The organism is bacterium (assembly GCA_019912885.1).
In the GTDB taxonomy this organism is placed as follows: Bacteria; Lernaellota; Lernaellaia; order JACKCT01; family JACKCT01; genus JAIOHV01.
This window is the reverse complement of record JAIOHV010000008.1, coordinates 20,413-40,314: the sequence shown is the minus strand read 5'-3', so window position 1 is coordinate 40,314 and position 19,902 is coordinate 20,413. Positions and strand designations below refer to the sequence as shown.

The following is a 19,902-nucleotide window of genomic DNA, read 5'->3' as shown; positions in this document are numbered from 1 at the left end:
GCCGACCGCGCACTGCGCTTCGCTGCGTTTGCGGCCCTGACCGGATGGCGAGCGCGGCTTGCCGGATTGCCGGGGCGGGGCCGACCGCGCACTGCGCTTCGCTGCGTTTGCGGCCCTGACATCGCTAGCAAGCGCGCCCCGCTTCGCTGCGGTTGCGGCCCTGATCCCGCTACCAGGCGCGGCTGGCGGTCGTTGTCAGCCGCGCGCGAATTTGCAAGCATGCGTTTTTTCCGGCATCCGGGAGGTTTCCGATGACCAAGGGTTCGTGGATCAAGATGTTCGGTGTTCTGGTGACGCTGCTCGCGCTCGCGCTGTTCGCGCCGGGCTGCTCGTGCGGCGACGACGACGATGACGACGACGGCGGCGTCCCGACGGATGACGACGACGACGACACGGAGGGCGACGACGACGCGGATGACGACGACGACAGCTCGCCCGTGCTCGATTACCCTGTCGACGAGACGATCGAACTTCCCGGCATGACCGGCGAGGCGCGCGTCGCGGTTGACAGCCTCGGCATCCCGTACGTGTTCGCCGAATCGGACCTCGATCTCGCGCGCGTGCTCGGGTACGTCGAGGCGAGCTACCGCATCTTCCAGATGGACTTCCTGCGGCGCCTCGCGCAAGGGCGCATCGCGGAGATCGCCGGTTCGATCGCGATCGACACCGATGTCTATCAACGCGCCGCGTTCATGTCCTCCGACGGCACATCGGTGCTCGACAAGATCGAGGACGATCTCGACCCCGCCCTGAACGATTACATCCACGCGTACGCCGAGGGCGTGAACGCGTGGCTTGCCGATATCCGCGAAATGTGGCCGGCGGAAGAAACGCCGTGGCCGGAGGAATACGGCTTCGTGGCGCTTTCGCCCGACCAGGTGCCCGACTGGACCGTGCGCGATACGCTGTCCATCGCGCGCTATCAGACCTGGGATCTTTCCGAATCGCTCGGCGACGACATGACCAACACCGAGCGCGCGGACGCGCTCGGCGCGGCGCTTTACGCCAAGGCGTTTCCCACGGGCATCGCCGAGGACACCACGGTGCTGAAGGACGGCGACATGGCCAAGAAGTCCGCTCCGTATCACGCGGGACAAATGGCGAAGGTGCTGCCCGACGGATTCAAGGGCCTGTCGCGCGCGATCGCCCGCGTGCGTGAAGCGAAGGAATGGGGCGCGATCGCCGGCGCGGAACGTCGCGCGAGCAACAACTGGACGCTCTCGCCGGACATCAACGGCGGCGTGGGGTTCCTCGCGAACGATCCGCATCTTTCGCTGACGTTCCCGTCGATCTTCATCCTTGGCTACATGGACACGAAGGAGCTGGGCGGCGGCGGCGGGGTGCGTGCGTGGGGTTCGATCTTCCCCGGCACGCCGCTTGTGGTCATCGGCGCGAACGACAACCTCGCCTGGGGCGAAACCGTGGCGGGTTATGACGTGCTCGACGTGTACGCCGAGAACGTCAACTTCTCCGGCGACGAGCCGGTGAGCGTCGATTTCGACGGCGGCACCGTTCCGGTCATCAAGGTGAGCGAGGAATTCTACGCGCTGCATGACGACACGCCCGAGATGCGCGACATCTACCTCGTGCCGCACCACGGGCCGATCATCCCGGACAGCATCGACACGGACGCCGAGACGGCGCTGTCGTTCCGCTGGACCGGCCACGAGCCGACGCAGGAGGCCAAGGCGTTCGACGGCCTGCATCGCGCGGGCGACGTGACGGCGGGCCTTGAGGCGGTCGACAACTTCAAGGTCGGCGCGCAGAACTTCGTCCTTCAGGACACGCAGGGCAACATCGGCTATTTCCCGAACGCGAACGTGCCGAACCGCGACTGGGATCTGGATACTTACAAGCCGTGGTTCGTGCTGCCCGGCGACGGAAGCGCGGAGTGGGACGGCTTCATCCCCGCAAGCGACGTCGCACGCATCCAGAACCCGGATCGCGGGTGGATCGCGACGGCGAACAACGACATCTACGGCACGCTCGTGGACGGCAATCCGATCAACGACGAGCATTACTGGTACGTCGAACGCGCGATCGGCTTCCGCGCGGCGCGCATCGAGGCGTTGCTCGATGAGCAGATGAACGACGGCGGCTTCACGCTGGATTCGATGATGGCGACGCAGCTCGACATCTACTGGATGTACGCCGCGCGCTGGCTTGAGGCGGTCCTCGACATCATCGGCGATCCGGGCGCCCTGCCGGCCGATCAGCAGGACGCGCTCGAATACCTGGCGAACTGGAGCGGCAACGCGGTGACCGGTCTTGACGGCGACGACCCGGCATCGAGCGCGCCGTCGTCCGACGAGGACGAGCGCAACGACGCGGTCGCGGCGATGATCTTCGCGGAGTTCGAGTCGCAACTCATCGAGAACACCTTTGCGGACGAGTTCGACGACGCGGGGCTCGATAGCGTGTCGCGCAGCGAGGCGACGCGGCTTGCGCTTCTGTGGCTGCTCGAGGCGGGCGTCGAGGACGATGTCTTTGACGACACCTCAACGGGCGGCACGGAAGACCGGCGTGACACCGTACTTGCGGCCCTTGCGGACGCGCTTGCCGCGATTCCGACCTACAAGCGCCGCGATCTCGATCCGGCGCCCGCGTTCGACGGCGTCGATATGGACGAGTGGTTTTGGGGTCGGCTGCACGTCGTGTCACTGTCGCACATCGCGTTCGATCCGTTCGGCATCGACATCTTCAACCGCGGCCCGTTCGCGCGCAGCGGCGGCCTGTACACGGTCAACGTGGCGAACGCGTCGGGCCTTGGCGGGTACACCGTCGGCTCCGGGCCGAGCCTGCGTATCATTCATCAGTTCGAGGACGGCGCGATCACGACCTGGGCGCACATCCCCGGCGGCATGAAGCCCGTGGCCGGCGATCCGAACGAGCTGGACCTGATGCAGATGTGGCTTGACGGCGAATACTACGAGATGCCGCACGCGCCGCAGCCGATCCTGGATGCGACGGTGACAATGAAGGCGTTCGTCCCCGAAAGCTGATCGCCCATTGCGAATGCGGAATGGCGAATGCCGTCGCATCCGGCGGAACACGGAGAGCACCGAGAAGACACGGAGGGCACGGAGCGTTAAACGCTTCGTGCCCTCTGTTTTCCGGGTGCCACACTTTTGGCCGAGTTTGCGAGGCCAAAGGTGTGCGAGAAGAAGGATCGTGCACACCTTTCCCGGCCTGAAGGCCGGTAAAAGTGTGGCACCCGCGACGTTTGCGGACGCGCCGGCCTCAACGTCCCACCACATTGTCATTCACGCCCGCCGCGGTGCATGATCCGGTCGTCACAAATTCCGGATACAAATTCTCATGCACGTCACCTGTCCTCATTGCGGCGATATTCGCGATACAACCGGCATCCCGCCGGACACGGTCGTGTATTGCGCGTGCGGCAAGGCGTTTCGCACCCCTCCGGCAATCGCATCGGGTGTGCCGATCGAGCCCGCGTCGGTCGCGGTCGACGCGCGCGAGACGTCGGGACTGGCGGTCGTGTCGCTGATCCTGGGCTGCGCGAGTTTCCTGACGTGCGGAGCGCTCGTGTCCATACCCGGCCTGATCGTCGGCTATCGGGCGCGTCGCGAAATACGCGAGAATCCCGGGCGCTTCAAGAGCGCCGGCATCGCGCAGGCGGGCGTGATCGTGAACTGGGTCAACATCGCGTTTTCGGCGATCGTATTCGCGGGGATTTTCGCGTCGATCGCCATTCCGAATTTCGTGGCCTATCGCTCCAAGGCTTATGACGTATCCGCGAAGGTCGCCGGCGCCAACGCCAGGATCGCGCAGGAGGCTCGCCGCGAGAATCAGGAAGGCGGGTATTCCGGGAACCTTGCGGAGTTGCTTGCCATCAATGCGACGTTGACGGACGACCCGGCCGTGACGTTCGAGTTTCTGCACGCTTCCGCGACGGGCTTCGTCTTCACGACAAAGCACGCCGAAGGAGAGACGGTCCACACCTTCACCAACGACTGACCGCGCGTGTAACGCGCGTGTCCTCCAACGCAAAACGCCCCGGCCGAATGACCGGGGCGTTTCGTTCGCGAGCGGCCGCTTACGCTAATCCGAGAACGCGATATACGCCGGTACGACGAGGTTCGCGATCGGCACGATGATCAGCACGCCGAGCCAGGCGGGTTTATTGCGCACCCGGGCGATCGCCATCCAGACGATGATCGCGAAGATGATGTTGACGAGCGGAATGAGGAAGAAAATGAGCCACCATGCGGGTTTTCCGGCGACGACGCACATGTAGTAGATGTTGAGCAGCGGCACCCAGGCCATCCACTCGTTCGGCGTGTTCGTCTTTTTGCCGATGACCCACAGGCAGTAGGCGAAATAGAGATAGAAGACGACCATGAGGACAATCTGGAGGACGCCCGGACCCTGACTCGCCTGAAACTGGTATTCCATCGCCATGCCCCTTGGAGAGTTGTTGCGGTCCCAAGGACGATAGCGAGGCGACGAGAAAGTGTCGAGCGAAAAGTGACGAGTGACGAATGGAATCGCAGGTCACCGCAAAGACGCAAACGAAACGCAAGGACGCAAAGGTGAAGGGGCACGAAGCTTCGATTCTCCGCGCCCTCTGTGTCTCCCGCGGTGAATGGCGTGCCTGCGATTCCATTCGCAATTCCGCATTCCCCATTCCCCATTGGACGTCAGTCCTTGTAATACGTCCCGCTTTTTTTCGCGTTCGCGAGGATGCCGTCCGCCGGGGCGAACGTGCCGCCGTGCTTTTCCTCCAGGCGCTTCAAGCGATCGGCGATCTTGTCCGCGCCTTCGGCGTCGATGTAGCGGAACGGCCCGCCCGTAAACGGCGGGAAGCCAAGGCCGAGGATCGCGCCGAGATCGCCATCGGTCGGGCTTGCGATGATGCCCTCGTCCAGGCAGCGCGCGGCTTCGTTCACCATCGCAAGCGCGATGCGCTCGGCGATCTGGTCCGCGGGGATGTCCTTGCGGATCTTCGCGCCGCCGAAGAAGCGGTAGATCTCCTCGTTCGGCTCCTTGCCGCCCGATCCGCCGATGAACGGCAGCGACGCGAACGGCCCCTTTTTCCGCGCGGCGTACGTGTAGAAGCCCTTGCGGTTCTTGCGTCCGTAGTATCCCGCCTTGGCGATCTCATGGATGGCGTGCGAGGTACGCGTCGAGGGCCGCTCGGCCGCAAGCTTGCCGCCCAGAAACTCGCTGATGTGCGCGGCCACGTCGATGCCGACCTCGTCGAACAGAACAACCGGCCCGACGGGATAGCCCCACGCGGTCAGCGCGCGGTCGATGTCGCGGATGCGCGCGCCTTCCTCGAGCAGCACGCACGTCTCGTTCATGTACGGCCCGAGGATGCGCGTCGTGTAGAAGCCCGGCCCGTCCTTGACGACGATGACCGTCTTGCCCTGCCGGATGCCGAACGCCACCGCCTTCGCGATCGCCCAGTCCGCGCTTTTTTCGGCGCGGATCACCTCGAGAAGCGGCATCTTCTCGACGGGCGAGAAGTAGTGCATGCCGATCACCGTCTCCGGGCGCTTGCTCGCCTTCGCGATTTCGCCGATCGGCAGCGCGGAAGTGTTGGAGGCGAAAACGCACTCCGGCCCCGTCACCGCCTCGACTTCCTTGATGACCTTCTTTTTGAGATCGAGATCCTCGAACACCGCCTCGATGACGAGGTCGGCGCGCGCGAAGTCTTCATACATCAACGATCCGTGCACGCGCGCGAGGATGCGGTCGCGCTCAAGCCGCGTGATTGCCTTTTTGCGGAAGCGTTTGTCCACGCGGTCAAAGACGTATTTCTCGCCGCCGGCCAGGCCCTTGGCGTCGATGTCCTTGAGCGTCACGGGCGTATCCGCGTTTTGCGAGCTGACAAGGGCGATACCCGCGCCCATCAGGCCCGCGCCGAGCATGCCGACATGTTCGGTTGGCTTCGCGCCCCTGGCGAGCGGGTGCTTTTTGTTGTCCTGCATGGCGAAGAAAAGCCCGACGAGGCGGCGCGACTCGGGGGTGACCAACAGCTCGCCGAACTTGCGCGATTCCGTGGCGCGCCCCGCGGTGACGCCCTTGTCGAGTCCGTCGCCGACGCACTCGATGATCGCGAGCGGCGCGGGGTAGTTGCCTTTGGTCTTGGCGAGCACCGACTCCCTGGCCTTGTTCAGCACGATGTGGCGCAGCGGGCCGAGTTCCTTCATCAGGCGATCGGGCAACGTCGGCGATTTCGGATCGGGGTATCCGTTCTTGATGAGGCGGCGCGCGGCGATTTCGGCGGTGCGATCCAGGCCGAAGGGGATGACGACCTCGTTCACGAGGCCCATCGACCGGGCCTTGCGTGCGTAGATGTTTTTGCCGGTCAGCATCATGTCGAGCGCGGCGGCGAGGCCCACGACGCGCGGAAGCTTTTGCGTTCCGTCTCCCGCGGGAAGAAGGCCGAGCTTCACCTCCGGCGTGCCGAAAACCGTTTTCGGGGAGCTGGTCGCGATGCGATAGTGGCAGGCGAGCGCGAACTCAAGGCCGCCGCCCAGGCACGCGCCGCCGATCGCCGCGATCTGCACTTTCTTCGAATTCGTGATGCGATCGAACGCTTCCTTGCCCTTCGCGACAAACTCGGCGCCCTGCTCAGCCGACGTGATCGTGCGGAAGACATTCACATCCGCGCCGGCGATGAAGTTGCCCTCTTTCGCGCTGATCCATACGACCGCCTTGACCGAGCCGTCCTTTTCGAGCTCGTCCATGATCTTGCCGTACACGTCAAACAGCGCGGGCGAAAGCTTGTTGACCTTGTCCGCCGGGTCATCGAACCAGACGAGCGCCACGTCGCCGCGTTTCTCCAGGCGCATCGGTTGCGCCGAATTTTTCGTTTCGCGTTCCGCCGTCGCCATCGCGTCACCCCTTTGTCAGACCCGCTCCCTGACGGTCGCGGTTCGTATCGATGGAAAAGACCCGCTCCCTGACGGTCGCGGTTCGTATCGATGGAAAAGGCTGGAAGACCGAAAGACTGAAAGGTCATTGCAGAACCGAGATCTTTCGCGATGCGATGGACTCAATCCTCAATCCTCGATCCTCAATCCTCAATCCTCCGCTCACGCGCGCTCGATGATCGTCGCGTTGCCGAGGCCCGACAGGGCGCACGCCGAGACGAGCCCGAATTTCTTGTCTTCCTTGATGAGGCGATTGACGCACGTCGTGATCATGCGTCCGCCGGTCGCGCCGAACGGATGGCCGATCGAAAGGCTGCCGCCCCAGTTGTTCAGGACGTCCATGTCCACGTCGCCGATCTTGCCGGGCAGGCCGAGCTTTTGCCCGAACTCCTTGCTGCCCATCAATTTGATCGTCGCGATCATCTGGCCGGCGAACGCCTCGTGGATTTCAATCACGCCGATATCCTTGAATTCGATGCCCGCGCGCGCAAGCGCGATCGGCGTCGCGTAGGTCTGGCCGAGCAGCATTTCGTCAAGCGGATCCGTGCCGGAAAACGCGTAGGAGCGAATGTAGCCACGCGGCTTGTAGCCAAGGCGCCGGGCCGCTTCCTCGCTCATCAGCAGCACCGCGGACGCGCCGTCGGTCAGAAAGCTCGCGTTGGCGGCCGTGACGGTGCCGTACTGGCGGTCGAACGCGGGCGGAAGCTTGGCGAGTTTTTCCATCGTCGAGTCGCCGCGCACGCCATTGTCCGCGGTGATCGGCTTGAACGATGGCGGCGGCGCGACCATCACCATCTCTTCCTGCAAATGGCCGTCGGCCGCGGCTTTGGCGGCGAGCTGGTGCGAACGCACCGCGAAGGCGTCCTCTTCCTCGCGCGTGATGCCAAGTCGGCGGCTGGTGCGTTCGCAGGCCGCGCCCATCGACTGCTCGGTGAAGAAGTCCGCTATCGCCGGCGGCTCGGGGATGAGATCCTTCGGGCGCACGTCCTTGAAGATCTTCAGATAGTCGGTCGCCTGGCGGGCCTTGTTCGCGCGCAGAAACTTCTGGCGCATGACCTTCGAGAAGCGGATCGGAACGTCGGAGAGCGTCTCGGTGCCGCCCGCGATGACGACATCGGCATAGCCGCGCGCGATCTGATCGGACGCGGCGCAGATCGCCTGATGCGCGGAAACGCACGCTTCGTTCACCGTGTAGGCCGGCGTTTTCACCGGGATGTCCGCCGCGAGCATGACCTCGCGCGCCACGTTCGCCGTGTGCGGCTCCGCGATGACGTTGCCAAAGATCACCTGGTCGATGAGGGTCGGATCGAGCGCGGTTCGGTGTAAAAGCCCGGAGACGGCGTAGCGGCCAAGCTCGTACGCCATGAGGTCATTGAAGTCCGTGCCCGCGCGTAGAAACGGCGTGCGGACGCCGTCGACGATCGCGATCCGCCGCCCGTTCGGTTCGGGGCGGGATTTGGGAATCGGCGCCTTTTTCGGCGAGCCCGCCTTAGCGGTCGATTTTTTGGGCGTGGAAGACTTGGCTGTCGGCATCGACGCCTCCTGAAGGAAATACTATTGGGGCAAATCGCGCGGCGTTCCGCCGGCCGGCGGCGCGGGGACACAGGGCCCCCGGTGCGTTTCGACGCAGCGCGTCAGAACTATCATGGCATTTCGCGAGAGACAAGCGCGCCCATCGCATCCGGCGGTACACAGAGGCCACGGGGAAGACACGGAGGGCACGGGGGGGGCGAAGGGGCCATGCGGAGCGCGGAATGCAGAATGAAATCGCCGTGGCGCGGGCGTTCGTCGATGGTCCTTCGTGTCCATCACGCCCATGACGTCCCATCGGTCCAACCATTACGCATTTTCCGCGTGGCTTACGAAAGTGGAGGCGAAGTAACGCGTGCCAACGGGCTCAATAGCGTCGGTATTGCGCGCATGGCAGCTCATAACATGCCGTAATCACGGCGAATTATCTCAATGCTTCTCTTATTTCTCGCGCTTGGCACGCGGGGTGCATCTCTCCCGCTCGTGCGCATTGAGGCGCACGGAAAGAAAAAAATCAGGAGGTGGTCCGATGCGTAAGGCGATGCTGGTAGCGATTCTGATCGCGGCGATGGCGGCTCCCGCTTTCGCGGCGAATTTCCGGATGACTGAAGGCGCCGCGGCGGCCGCGCTCGATCGCGTGGACGATACGCTGGGCCTTGCGATGCGTCAGTTCTACGGCGGATTCGACGGCCAGAGTTGGGCGCCCGCGCATTACACCGGCGGCGAGCCAATTACGGTCCGCGGCGAAACGCGCACGTCGGCCCAGTGGTTCCGCGCCGGATTCGAGATGTACGAAGCCGCGTGGGATGCGCGTCTTGACGGCCGTCACGAGGACTGCGTGCGCTATTCGAACATCGCGCACACGGTGTTCACGATCCTCGTCGATTACCAGGGCCGCTAACCGAGTCTAACAAGCCGGAGGCGAAAGTCTCCAGCAAACGCCCCCCTCTCCAGGACCGGAGGCAATGGTGCCTCCGGTTCGTTTTTTTATGACGGCTGGAAGGCAGCTTGGGCCGGACGCCGTTTCCGAATGGGCGATGGACGAAATGGACATGATGGACGGGATGGACACGGACAAAAGGTCCCGCCTTCGGCGGAATTTGCGCTTCCGATATCCATAGTCCGAAGTCGAGCCGCGATTTCATTCCCAGTTCCGCGTTCGCAATTCGCCATTCGCCGTTTGGTTGACCCCAACAGGCGGCTTGCTATCGTCCCGGATTGGACCCGATTTCCCGGAGCCGGATTGCCCGCCGACGACGAACGCGAATTCACACTGATGCTCGATCCCGCCGCGCGGATCGGCGCGCTTGCGCCGGGCGCGCCCGACGCGGTTCGCGACGCGCTCGCCGCGCGTTTCGGCAAACCGTTGCCCGAGGCGTGCGCGCTGCGCGATCAGCAGCGGATGGATTCGGTGATGAAGGCCGTCCTGGCCGGGCAGGCGGTGCAGCCGACGCGCGCCGAATTCGCCGCGCCCGACGGGGCGACCACCGAATGCACGCTGCGTTTCGCGCCGATGCGCGGCGCCGGCGAAAAGCTTTCGGCCATTCTGGTCACCGGCGTCGTCGGCGCGCCCGCTCCCGGCATTCTCTCGCGCCTGCCCGCGTCGATCCTGTCGCGTCTCATGGGACTTGCGAAAAGCCTGAACCTCATCTCCGATCTCGGCCCGATCGTCGTCAACGTCGCCAAGGGCGCGCAAATCCTGACGCGCGCGGACGCGGCGGCCGTCTATCTGCGCGATCAGGTCACCGGCCTTTTGCGCGTCGCCGGGCACGTGAACGTGAAGGAGATCGTCGCGACGCGCCCCATGCACGAGGGCGACGGCGTTATCGGCGGCGTTCTCGCGCGCGGGCGCGAGGTTTTCGAGACCGAGCGGCCGCTGACTTTGCCCGCGGACGATCCCGCGGCGCTCATGCAGATGGACTCGTACATCCACGTTCCGCTCATGCACGAGGCGCGCACCGTCGGCGTGCTCTCGGTTTTCGCGCGCGAGGCGAAATTCTTCAGCGAAACGGATCTCAAGGTGTTGCAGGGCCTCGCGGATATTTCCTCCGCGGCGATTCAGCGCGCACAGGTGCGGCGCGATCTGTCGCGCCTGGAGGCGGCGACGCGCATGGTGCTGGAGGAGGCGCCGCTTGGCATCATCTCCATCGATACCGAAGGGCGCATCACGCAGGTCAACTCGGAGTACATGGCGATCTGCCGCATCAGCGAGATCACGCCCTCGAGCCTCATCGGGCGCAATTTCTTTTCCTCCGAGATGGTCACGCAAAACCGCCTGGCGCAATCGATGATCGATTTGCTCGACGGCAAATCGTTCGATACGGAAACCGAGGGCCTGTTGCTGACGGGCGGGGCGACCGCGGACATGCGCGTGCAGGGCCGGCCGCTTCGCAACGAAAACGGCCGCATCGTCGGCGCGGTCATGATCTTTCAGGACGTCTCAAGCCGCGGCGAGGCGATCCGCGCGCTGCGCGAGTCGGAGGCCCGCTACCGCGCGCTGTTCGAGGCGAGCCGCGACGCCATCGTCGTCTTTAACGAAAGCGGCGACGTGATCGAGGTCAACTCCGAGGCCGCGGCGATGTTCAAGCGCGAGCGCGAAAAACTCGTGGACATGCGCCTGTCGCGCCTCGCGCCCGAGGACGACGAGCGCGCGCCGTTCGACGCCGCGTTCGCGGAGCTGAAAACCACGGGCAACCTGACGCGGCGCGAGATCGTCATGCGCCGGTTCGGCGGCGAAACCTTCCCCGCCGAAGTGACCGGCGTGCGCCTTTCGCCCGATCGCTTCCAGATCGCCGCGCGCGACGTGACCGACCGCGTCGCGCTCGAAACGCAGCTCGTGCATTCGCAGAAGATGGAATCCATCGGCACGCTCGCCGGCGGCATCGCGCACGATTTCAACAACCTCCTCGGCGCGGTGATGGGCTACGCTTCGCTACTCAACGAGGAGATTCCCGCGAGCCCGCGCGCGTCCGAGGCCGTGCGGAACATCCTGGCCGCGACGCGCAACGCCAAGGAATTGACCGGCCAGCTTCTGGCCTTCGCGCGCGGAGGCAAATACCAGGTTCGTCCAGTGGAGCTTGGCCGGCTGGTGTCGTCGCTGCGCGACATCGTGGCGCACTCGGTGCCGCCGGGGCTCAACGTCATCGCCGCGCTGCCCGGCAAGGAGGTGCTGGTCCTCGGCGATCGCGGGCAGCTCTCCGGCGCGATCATGAACCTCATCCTCAACGCGCGCGACGCGGTGGGGGAGGAGGGGCGCATCACGCTTTCCCTTCGCACGCGCGCGTTCGATCACCCGGTCAACGACGGGCCGACGCCGATCCGGCCGGGCAAGTGGGCGGTCGTCGAGGTCGCGGACACCGGCGCGGGCATCCGGCCCGAGGACATGGAGCGCCTGTTCGATCCGTATTACACGACCAAGGGGCGCGAGACGGGCGCGGGGCTTGGCCTGGCCGTCGTGGACGGCGTCATCGCGCATCATGACGGCTACGTCACGGTGTCCTCCGATGTCGGGCGCGGCGCGAAGTTTCGCATCTATCTTCCGCGGATCGAGGCCGTCGCCGCGGCGACCGAAAGCGAAACGGACGAGACGACCGCGCGAAAAAGGCCGGCTCCCGGTGAGACGGAAATCTCCGCGCTCGAGCAGGATCTCGACGAACTGTCGCGCGAGGCGGCGTCGGGCAAGGACCGCGCGAAATCAAGGCGCGCCGCGCGCGAAAAGGACGACGCGCCGGCCGGCGCGGCGTCGCCCGGAAAGGCCGCCGAGGCGACTTTGCGCGCGGCCCCGGTGAAGGGTCGCCCGACGCGCGTGCTCATCGCCGAGGACGAGGAGATGCTGCGCACGTTTTGCGAAACCGTGCTGACGCGCGAGGGGTACGATGTCGTGTCCGCGGCGGACGGGCTGCGCGCGCTCGAGATTTTCGAAAGCGAGAAAGGCGACTTCGACCTCGTGCTGCTCGACATGGTCATGCCCAAGCTTGGCGGCGAGCTCGCCTTTCAGAAAATGAAGGCGATCCGTCCGGATGTGCGCGTGCTTTTGTCGTCGGGATACTCCGAGGACAACGTGGCGCAAAGTCTCTTCACGCTCGGCGTCGCGGGATTCCTGGAAAAGCCCTACGACATCCCGCAACTCATCGGTGAGGTGACGCGCGTTTTGGGGAGCTGATCAGCGCTGGTGAAGGCAGGGATTCCCTGAATAATGGACATCATGGACGGCATGGACAGGATGGACCGCATGAACAAGAGGGTTGAGCGCTTTCATCGCGGCCGTTGCGAATCCCGTCCGGAATCCGAAGTCCGAAATCCGCAATCGCCATGACGGACAAGCCCATGCGCGCCCTTTCGCTTGCCGGCGTTCGCTTCGCCTATCGCGGCGAGGATGTCCTTCACGGCGTCGATGTCGCCGTCAACGACGGCGAGATGGTGTGCATCGTCGGGCCGAACGGCTCGGGGAAAAGCACGCTGCTCAAGTGCGCGAGCGGTCATCTTTCGCCGCGCACAGGCGACGTCCGCCTGTTCGAAAAACCGCTGGCCGGTTACACGCGCCGCGAGGTGGCGCGGTACGTCGCGTTCGTCGCGCAGGAAACGCCGGTGATGTTCGGATACACCGCGGCGGATTTCGTGCTGCTCGGCCGCCGCCCTTATCACGGCGTCCTGCCGTTTGACAGCCAGGAGGACCGCGCCGCCGGCGAGCGCGCCATGCGCGAGACGGAAACCGCCGCGTTCGCCGGCCGCGCGCTCACCGAGCTTTCCGGCGGCGAGCGCCAGCGCGTCGTCATTGCGTCCGCGCTCGCGCAGGATCCGTCCGTGCTGCTCCTCGACGAGCCGACGGCGAGCCTCGACCTTCACTACCAGATTCAGATCCACGAGCTGCTCGCGCGGCTGAACCGCGAACGGCGCATCACCGTCGTCGTCGTAACGCACGACCTGAATCTCGCCGCGCTGTTTTTCCCGCGCGTCGTCGTGCTCGATCAGGGCCGCGTGGCCGCCGACGGCGCGCCGGTGGACGTGCTCGACGCGGATCTCGTGCGCCGCGTGTGGCGCGTCGAGGTGACGTGGCAGCGGCACCCGGACGGCACGCCGCTCATCGTGCCGTTTCCCTCGGGGCGCGCGTGAGCGGGCCAATCGAAATCTCCGCCGGCATGCGCCCGCTCTCGCCCGCGCGGTTCGCGGCGAGGCTCGCGCCCTTCGTGCTCGCGCTTGCCGCCGCGGCCGTGCTTGGCCCGCTGGTCGGCCCGGTGAAGATCGACTTCGCGCGCGCGCTCGACGCCACGATCCCCGCCGCGCTGAATGAGGACCGCACCGTGCTTCTTTCGCTGCGCGTGCCGCGCACGATCCTCGCCATGCTTTGCGGCGGCGCGCTCGCGGCCGCGGGCGCGGCGTTCCAGGCGCTCTTGCGCAATCCGCTCGCGGAGCCCTACACGCTCGGCGTCAGTTCCGGCGCGGCGCTCGGCGCGGTATTCGCCATCAAGCTGGGGCTCGACGTGTCGATCCTCGGCGTCTCCCCGATTCCGTTCGCGGCGTTCGCCGGGTCGCTTGTCGCGATGGGCGTCATCTACGGCCTGTCGCGCGGGCGCGGCGCGTTTCCGACGTCCGTGCTTCTGCTCGCGGGCGTGACGGTGAGCTTTTTTTTCGCGTCGATGATCCTGTTCATCCACTACCTCGCGGACTTCACCGAAAACCAGCAGATGATCCGGTGGATGATGGGCGGCCTGGATGTCGTCGGCATGCGCGCCGTGATCCAGGTCGTTCCGTTGTGGCTTGTCGGCATGATCGCGGTGTTTCTGCTTTCGCCCGACCTGAACGTGCTTTCGTTCGGGTCCACCTACGCGCACGGCAAGGGGGTGAACGTCCCCCGAACGCAAAAGGCGACCTTCATCTTCGCGTCGATGATGACGGGCGCGGTTGTGAGCGCGGCGGGGCCGATCGGCTTTGTCGGACTGATCGTTCCGCACGCGGTGCGTTTTTTCACCGGGCCCGACATGCGTCTTGTGGTGCCGGCATCGATGTGCGCGGGCGGCGCGTTTCTGATTTTCTGCGACATCGCCGCGCGCATGATCCTTGGCGAGGCGGAGATCCCGGTCGGCGTGCTGACCGCCATGCTCGGCGGCCCGTTCTTCCTGTTCCTGTTGATGCGCCACCGCGAACGCCTGAGCGCGGGGGACTAACGCCGTCAATGGGGAATTGGAAATTGCGCATGGGGAATGTCCGGCAACGAAAAGGGGATTGGTCATTCACACGGCTGCAACGGTCACTCCCAATTTCGGTTTCGAACGCGCTCGCATCGCAACGCGCGCCGTTTCCGCTATACTCGGCGGACTTTCGACAGGAGACTTTTCGTGCGTCAGATATGGATCCCCCGAATCGGCAACCCCGATGTGCTCGAAATTCGCGAGGCGCCCGATCCCAACCCGGGCCAGGGGCAGGTGCGCATCCGCGTCGATGCCGCGGGCGTCAACTTCGCGGACATCATGGCGCGCGTCGGGCTTTACCCGGACGCCCCCAAACTCCCGGCGGTGGTCGGCTACGAGGTCTCCGGCGAGATTGACGCCGTTGGCAAGGGCGTCGAGGGCTTTCGCGAAGGGCGGCATGTTTTCGCGCTGACGCGGTTTGGCGGCTATTCCGACCGCGTCGTCGTGCCGGCGAATCAGGTTTTCCCGGTACCGGCGAACATGAAAACCGGCGACGCGGCGGCGATCCCTGTCAACTATCTCACCGCCTGGCTGATGCTCGTGTATCTCGGCGGCGTCCGCGAGGGCGAAACGGTGCTGGTGCACGCGGCCGCCGGCGGCGTGGGGCTCGCGGCGGTGCAGATCTGCAAGTGGCGCGGCGCGCGCGTGTTCGGCACGGCCAGCGTGGGCAAGCACGAGCGCTTGCGTGAGATGGGCGTCGCGGAGTGCATCGACTACCACACGCAGGACTTCGAGCGCGAGGTGATGACGCGGACCGGCGGGCGCGGCGTCGATATCGTGCTCGACGCGGTCGGCGGCGCAAGCGCGAAAAAGGGCTATCGGATCCTCGCGCCGCTCGGGCGTTTGTTTCAGTTCGGCGCGTCGAGCATGTCGACCGGCAAGACGCGCAGCATCCTCTCGGCGCTCAAGGGCGTCGTTTCGATGCCCATCTTTTTTCCGATCAAACTGATGAACGAAAACCGCACGGTGTCGGGCGTCAACCTCGGCCACCTGTGGGATGAGGTCGACAAGCTGCGCGGCATGGCCGAGGAAATGGCGCCGCTGTTCGACGACGGCACGCTGCGCCCCGTGGTCGATCGCAAGTTCAGCTTCGCCGAGGCCAGCGCCGCGCACGCCTACATCCAGGACCACAAGAACTTCGGCAAGGTGCTTCTGGTGCCCTAGTCCACGCCGCGGTGGGCGCTACGATCAGTGCCGCAAACGAAGCCGCCCCGCGCCGGGCGGGGCGGCGAAGTGCGCGGTCGGTTTTGCATCCGCGATACGCGTATTGACGCACGGGCACGGACGTGCGTAGCACGCGAGTCCATCCCGTCCATCTTGTTCCTATCGCCCATCTGGTCCATGTATAAAGCGCAATTACAAACAAACTCGTATCCGGGAGGCGCGGCGTGCGTCCGATCTATCGACAGGAACGCGATGGCTACGGCGGATTATCGACCATCCTGATTTTTATTGGCGTCTGGTTTGTCGCGACGTTTCTCGGATCGCTCGCCATATCGCTTATCGGCATGGGCGAAATGCTCGTCGAAACCGACCTCGAATACGACAGCCTGAAGCAGTTCGAAACTTCGCTTCAGCAAGGCGTTTATCCGTCGCACTGGATCGGCAATCTGTTCTATCAAATCGTCCTGCTTCTCATCGTTTCTTTTCTCATTCGAAGGCAAACGTCATGGGGCGCGCTCGAATACATGGGCGTTGCGCGCGTGTCGTGGCGAGCGTTCGGCTTCTGGATGGGCGTCTTCATTGTTTTCACCATCGTATCGGAAGCGGTGGTGCGGCTTGCCGGGCTCGAAACGGGCGAGTGGTACGAAACCGCCTACAAGTTGACGCAATCACGCGGGCTGATGTTCGCCGTGGTGTGCGTCGGCGCGCCGGTCGTCGAGGAATTGTTGTTCCGCGGCTTCCTGTTCCGCGGCATCAAGAAGTCGTTCGGCCCGGTTGTCGCAATCGTCATAACGACCGCGTTTTTCGCCTACGCGCATGTCGGATTTGCGTACAACGTAACGGGCCTGGTGTTCGTGACGCTTCTTGGCGCCCTCTTCGGACTCATGCGCGACCGCACCGACTCCGTTTTGCCGGGTATGGCCGCGCATTTCGTGAACAACACGGTATTTTTCGGACTTGTCGCGCTCGGCAATCCGTAAGGACCGGTCCCTCTCCTCCCGTCCCGATAAAAAATCCGCCCCGTCGCTCCGAAATCGTGTTATCGTCGTCGACTAAAATACGTGGTGAACGCGGGCGGCGCGCGTCCGTGGTGATTTTCGGTCGCGCCGCCGTCCCCCGAATGGGAGGGTCCCATGGCACGGTTCCGGTTTTTTCTGGTGTTTCTTTTGGGCATCGCCCTGGCCGTTTCGGCCGGATGCTCATGCGGTGACGATGACGACGACGATGACCGCGGCGACGACGATGACGCGGACGACGACGACAGCCTCGGCGGCGACGATGACGACGACGACGATGACGACGCCGGCGAGGTGCCCGATGTCCAGGCGCTTTTGACGCGCATCGTCGAACAGCTCGACACGAGCGGCGATCCGGATGACGGCGCGTTCGTGGCCTATGCCGTCGCAAGCAAGCTTGGCGCGGGCGACACGCTCGAACCCTACGACGGCGAGACGGACGCGCCGGACGGCGACTACTGGTTTGCATTCCTCGACGATCAGCCGTTCGCGGACTACGAACACGACGCACGCTTCGTGTATACCGACCCCGACACCGGCTCGATGGACGTCGAGAATCAGCGTTGGTGGCCGGTGCTGAACGACACGGGGCTATTCGTCGCGGACGTGGAAATCGTACGCATGTTCTCGCCGATCACCGAAGATGTGACGGGCTCGTCCAAGAGCGGCGCCCGGCCCAAGCTCGGCGGCCCCGAGGGCGACTACGGCGACGCGCCGGACGACACGCTCGATCCCGGCAACGTCGGCGCTTACGTCATTGGCGACATCGACGGCCATTTCCCGACGCTGTGGAACACGGACAACTCGATCAACGACCGCCCCGGCGGCCACACGCTCGTGTGGGACGAGGAGTGGATCGGCGACGATGTCTCCGGCGAGGAAGACGCGGACGATCCGGCCGATCCGGACGGCGTTCCGAACCTCGTCAACAACGACAAGGACAACGAGGTATACTGGCAGTTCTATATCGATCCGCAGACCTTCGAGCTGACGGTGCGTTTCCTGGTGAAGGTCAGTGTGCACGAAGACGCGCCGGACACCACGCGCTACATCAATATCCTCGTGGACACGAACCGCGACGGCGAGTGGAAGCGCAACAACCTCGGTGTCGAGTGGCTCGTGCAGAATTTCCCGGTCGATGACGTGGCGCCCGGCGAGTCGAAGTGGGTGCTCACCGACCCGGTCGAGTATCCGGTCACCAACGGCAAGTTCGGGTGGGAGTCGTGGATCCGCGTCTCGCTGACGCGCGAGGAGGTGGACGGCGATCCGTTCGGCGAAGACGGCTGGGACGGCTCCGGCGAGTTTGGCCACGGCGAGATCGAGGACCACTACTTCAACTTCCTGTCCTGGTACGGCGACGACGACGACGATGATGACGACGACGATACCGATCCCGACGACGACGCGGACGACGACGACGATGACGACGGCCCGCCCGATCCGGAAGACCCGGACGGCGACGACCCGACCGAAGACGTGGACGAGGGCTGCGTGTACATCTGCTCGACCGATAACATCCCGATACCGACGGTTTGCCGTGCGCTCGTCATCAACCTCGGCGACGCCCCGGGCAAGGGCTGGATGAAACGTAACGGCGAGAAGGCCAATGCGTTTTTCGGCAAGAAGATCGGCGAGGAGAACGTCGAATACCTCGACAAGCCGACGGCCGCCGAGGCGAAGGCGGCGATCGAGGCGTTCTTCGACGCCGGGCTGTGCCTGGACGAAAACTGGCTCTATATCGTCGGCCACGGCGGTTCGAGCGGCTACATCGCCGCGCAAAATGGCCACGGCCGCGTGACAGTCAAGGATATCAACGATCTGCTCACCGCCAATCCGCATTGCCCGAATCCGATGAACTATTACGCGGGCGAGTGCCGGCAGCCGGGCTATTGCAACACGAACCTCATCATCCAGAGCTGCCATTCCGGCAATTTCACGGAGGGTGACGACTCGATGGCGATCCCCGGCGTGAACATCCTGACCTCGGCCTCCAAGGACAAGTCGTCTTACGGCCAGCGAAACGGCGACGGCAGCTACGTGTCCAACGCGTTCTGGGACGCGTTCAAGGACAACCAGGCCGACAATCCGCCCAATGGTGACGGCGACGGCACGGTGTCGCCCGAGGAGGCGATGAAGTGGGCGGAGGAGCGCTACGGCGGCGGCCGATCCGATCCGCAGCGTCACAACGGCTCGGATTGCAACTGCGTCTGCGAAACGCTTGACGAGTCGTGGCAGGACCCGCCGGATGACGAATTCCTCTGGGAAGGAACCGGAACGCCGGGCGACCTGCCGATCCTCGACATCCTCTTTTACGGCGTCGGAACGATCACGGACTACGTCGTGGCGTACATGCAGATGGCGGCCATCTTGCCGTTGAGCGGCCCGGGATTCTTCGAGTTCTACTTCGCCATCGACGTGGATCCTTTCGGCCAGAACTACGAGGGCGAAGGACCGCCGCACGATTCGGATCGCGTGTACATCGCGGCCTTCAATAATCAGCAGTGGAACATCTTCCGGTTCGATGCCGTGCTCGGCGAGTTCCAGCCGCAGTTGACGAACGCGACGGTGGACGTCATCGACAACTTCCTGTTCTTCATGATCCCGCAGGCGGAAGGTCTGGACTTCCAGGAAAACCTGCCGCCGATCCGCTTCGCCACCTGGACGAACGCGGGAACGCCCTCGGACAATCAGGACGACTTCGGAGACGAAACCGACGTGCAGGGAAGCCATCCGCCGCTCGGAGCGCCCCCGGTTCGTCTTTCGTCGGCGTGCGAGACCGCGTGCGACGCTTGCCGATAACGATCTGACGAGAGAGGCATCGGCCCCGGTGACCGCGCCGGGGCCGGTGCGTTATTGAGACCGAGGGCCTGGAAGCCTGGACGTCTGAAAGTCGGGAAGTCTGCAAGGCTGAAAGTCTGAAGTGCCGGCAAGCCGATATTCCAAAAGACAACAAGGCCAGCAAGCGGAAAAAAGGAATCGATCAACAGCCGACGCAAGCCACGGATATCGCGCGAGTGCTTTGAACCTCTTTCCTCTTTCCTCTCTTCTCTTCCCTCGCGTGCGTTGATTCTTCGCGCTACCCGTGTTAAATGCGCCGAAATC

Annotated in this window: 12 protein-coding genes; 9 read left to right on the top strand and 3 right to left on the bottom strand. The window is 64.5% G+C overall.

Features of this window, described 5'->3' with window-relative positions:
• The first annotated feature begins 251 nt into the window (after positions 1-251).
• Positions 252-3,002, top strand: coding sequence for a penicillin acylase family protein (locus K8I61_01095; protein ID MBZ0270604.1), 2,751 nt, complete (start codon positions 252-254; stop codon positions 3,000-3,002).
• A gap of 316 nt (positions 3,003-3,318) precedes the next feature.
• The gene (locus K8I61_01090; protein MBZ0270603.1) at positions 3,319-3,978 is read left to right on the top strand and encodes a DUF4190 domain-containing protein; all 660 of its coding nucleotides are present in this window, start codon (positions 3,319-3,321) and stop codon (positions 3,976-3,978) included.
• A gap of 84 nt (positions 3,979-4,062) precedes the next feature.
• Here K8I61_01090 and K8I61_01085 read toward each other — a convergent pair whose 3' ends face one another.
• From K8I61_01085 to K8I61_01075, 3 genes are all read right to left on the bottom strand, one after another.
• Positions 4,063-4,416, bottom strand: coding sequence for a DUF5684 domain-containing protein (locus tag K8I61_01085; GenBank protein ID MBZ0270602.1), 354 nt, complete (start codon positions 4,414-4,416; stop codon positions 4,063-4,065).
• A 245-nt stretch (positions 4,417-4,661) separates the two neighbouring features.
• Positions 4,662-6,863 (bottom strand): enoyl-CoA hydratase/isomerase family protein, encoded by a 2,202-nt coding sequence (locus K8I61_01080; protein ID MBZ0270601.1) that lies wholly within the window; start codon positions 6,861-6,863, stop codon positions 4,662-4,664.
• Between the two features lie 201 nt (positions 6,864-7,064).
• Positions 7,065-8,435 (bottom strand): acetyl-CoA C-acyltransferase, encoded by a 1,371-nt coding sequence (locus K8I61_01075; protein MBZ0270600.1) that lies wholly within the window; start codon positions 8,433-8,435, stop codon positions 7,065-7,067.
• Positions 8,436-8,961: 526 nt separating this feature from the next.
• Between K8I61_01075 and K8I61_01070 the strand changes: the two genes are divergently transcribed.
• The 7 genes from K8I61_01070 to K8I61_01040 all read left to right on the top strand — a co-directional run bounded on the left by K8I61_01070 (position 8,962) and on the right by K8I61_01040 (position 19,599).
• Entirely contained in the window at positions 8,962-9,333 is a 372-nt protein-coding gene (locus K8I61_01070) for a hypothetical protein (protein ID MBZ0270599.1), read from the top strand.
• A 342-nt stretch (positions 9,334-9,675) separates the two neighbouring features.
• The gene (locus K8I61_01065) at positions 9,676-12,594 is read left to right on the top strand and encodes a PAS domain S-box protein (protein ID MBZ0270598.1); all 2,919 of its coding nucleotides are present in this window, start codon (positions 9,676-9,678) and stop codon (positions 12,592-12,594) included.
• A 149-nt stretch (positions 12,595-12,743) separates the two neighbouring features.
• Positions 12,744-13,544, top strand: a complete 801-nt coding sequence (locus K8I61_01060; protein MBZ0270597.1) for an ABC transporter ATP-binding protein — start codon at positions 12,744-12,746, stop codon at positions 13,542-13,544.
• Complete coding sequence (locus K8I61_01055; protein MBZ0270596.1) at positions 13,541-14,596, top strand: iron ABC transporter permease; 1,056 nt, start codon at positions 13,541-13,543, stop codon at positions 14,594-14,596. The genes K8I61_01060 and K8I61_01055 overlap by 4 nt, the downstream gene beginning before the upstream one ends.
• A 171-nt stretch (positions 14,597-14,767) precedes the next feature.
• On the top strand, positions 14,768-15,784 hold the full coding sequence (locus K8I61_01050; protein ID MBZ0270595.1) for a medium chain dehydrogenase/reductase family protein: 1,017 nt from the start codon (positions 14,768-14,770) through the stop codon (positions 15,782-15,784).
• Positions 15,785-16,008: 224 nt separating this feature from the next.
• Positions 16,009-16,764, top strand: a complete 756-nt coding sequence (locus K8I61_01045) for a CPBP family intramembrane metalloprotease (protein MBZ0270594.1) — start codon at positions 16,009-16,011, stop codon at positions 16,762-16,764.
• Positions 16,765-16,917: 153 nt separating this feature from the next.
• Positions 16,918-19,599 (top strand): hypothetical protein, encoded by a 2,682-nt coding sequence (locus K8I61_01040; protein MBZ0270593.1) that lies wholly within the window; start codon positions 16,918-16,920, stop codon positions 19,597-19,599.
• Positions 19,600-19,902 lie beyond the last annotated feature (303 nt).

Coding starts and splice junctions, on each gene's coding strand:
- K8I61_01095 (MBZ0270604.1), top strand. CDS start 252: ATGACCAAGGGTTCGTGGATCAAGATGTTCGGTGTTCTGGTGACGCTG.
- K8I61_01080 (MBZ0270601.1), bottom strand. CDS start 6,863: ATGGCGACGGCGGAACGCGAAACGAAAAATTCGGCGCAACCGATGCGC.
- K8I61_01040 (MBZ0270593.1), top strand. CDS start 16,918: ATGGCACGGTTCCGGTTTTTTCTGGTGTTTCTTTTGGGCATCGCCCTG.
- K8I61_01085 (MBZ0270602.1), bottom strand. CDS start 4,416: ATGGAATACCAGTTTCAGGCGAGTCAGGGTCCGGGCGTCCTCCAGATT.
- K8I61_01075 (MBZ0270600.1), bottom strand. CDS start 8,435: ATGCCGACAGCCAAGTCTTCCACGCCCAAAAAATCGACCGCTAAGGCG.
- K8I61_01060 (MBZ0270597.1), top strand. CDS start 12,744: ATGACGGACAAGCCCATGCGCGCCCTTTCGCTTGCCGGCGTTCGCTTC.
- K8I61_01070 (MBZ0270599.1), top strand. CDS start 8,962: ATGCGTAAGGCGATGCTGGTAGCGATTCTGATCGCGGCGATGGCGGCT.
- K8I61_01090 (MBZ0270603.1), top strand. CDS start 3,319: ATGCACGTCACCTGTCCTCATTGCGGCGATATTCGCGATACAACCGGC.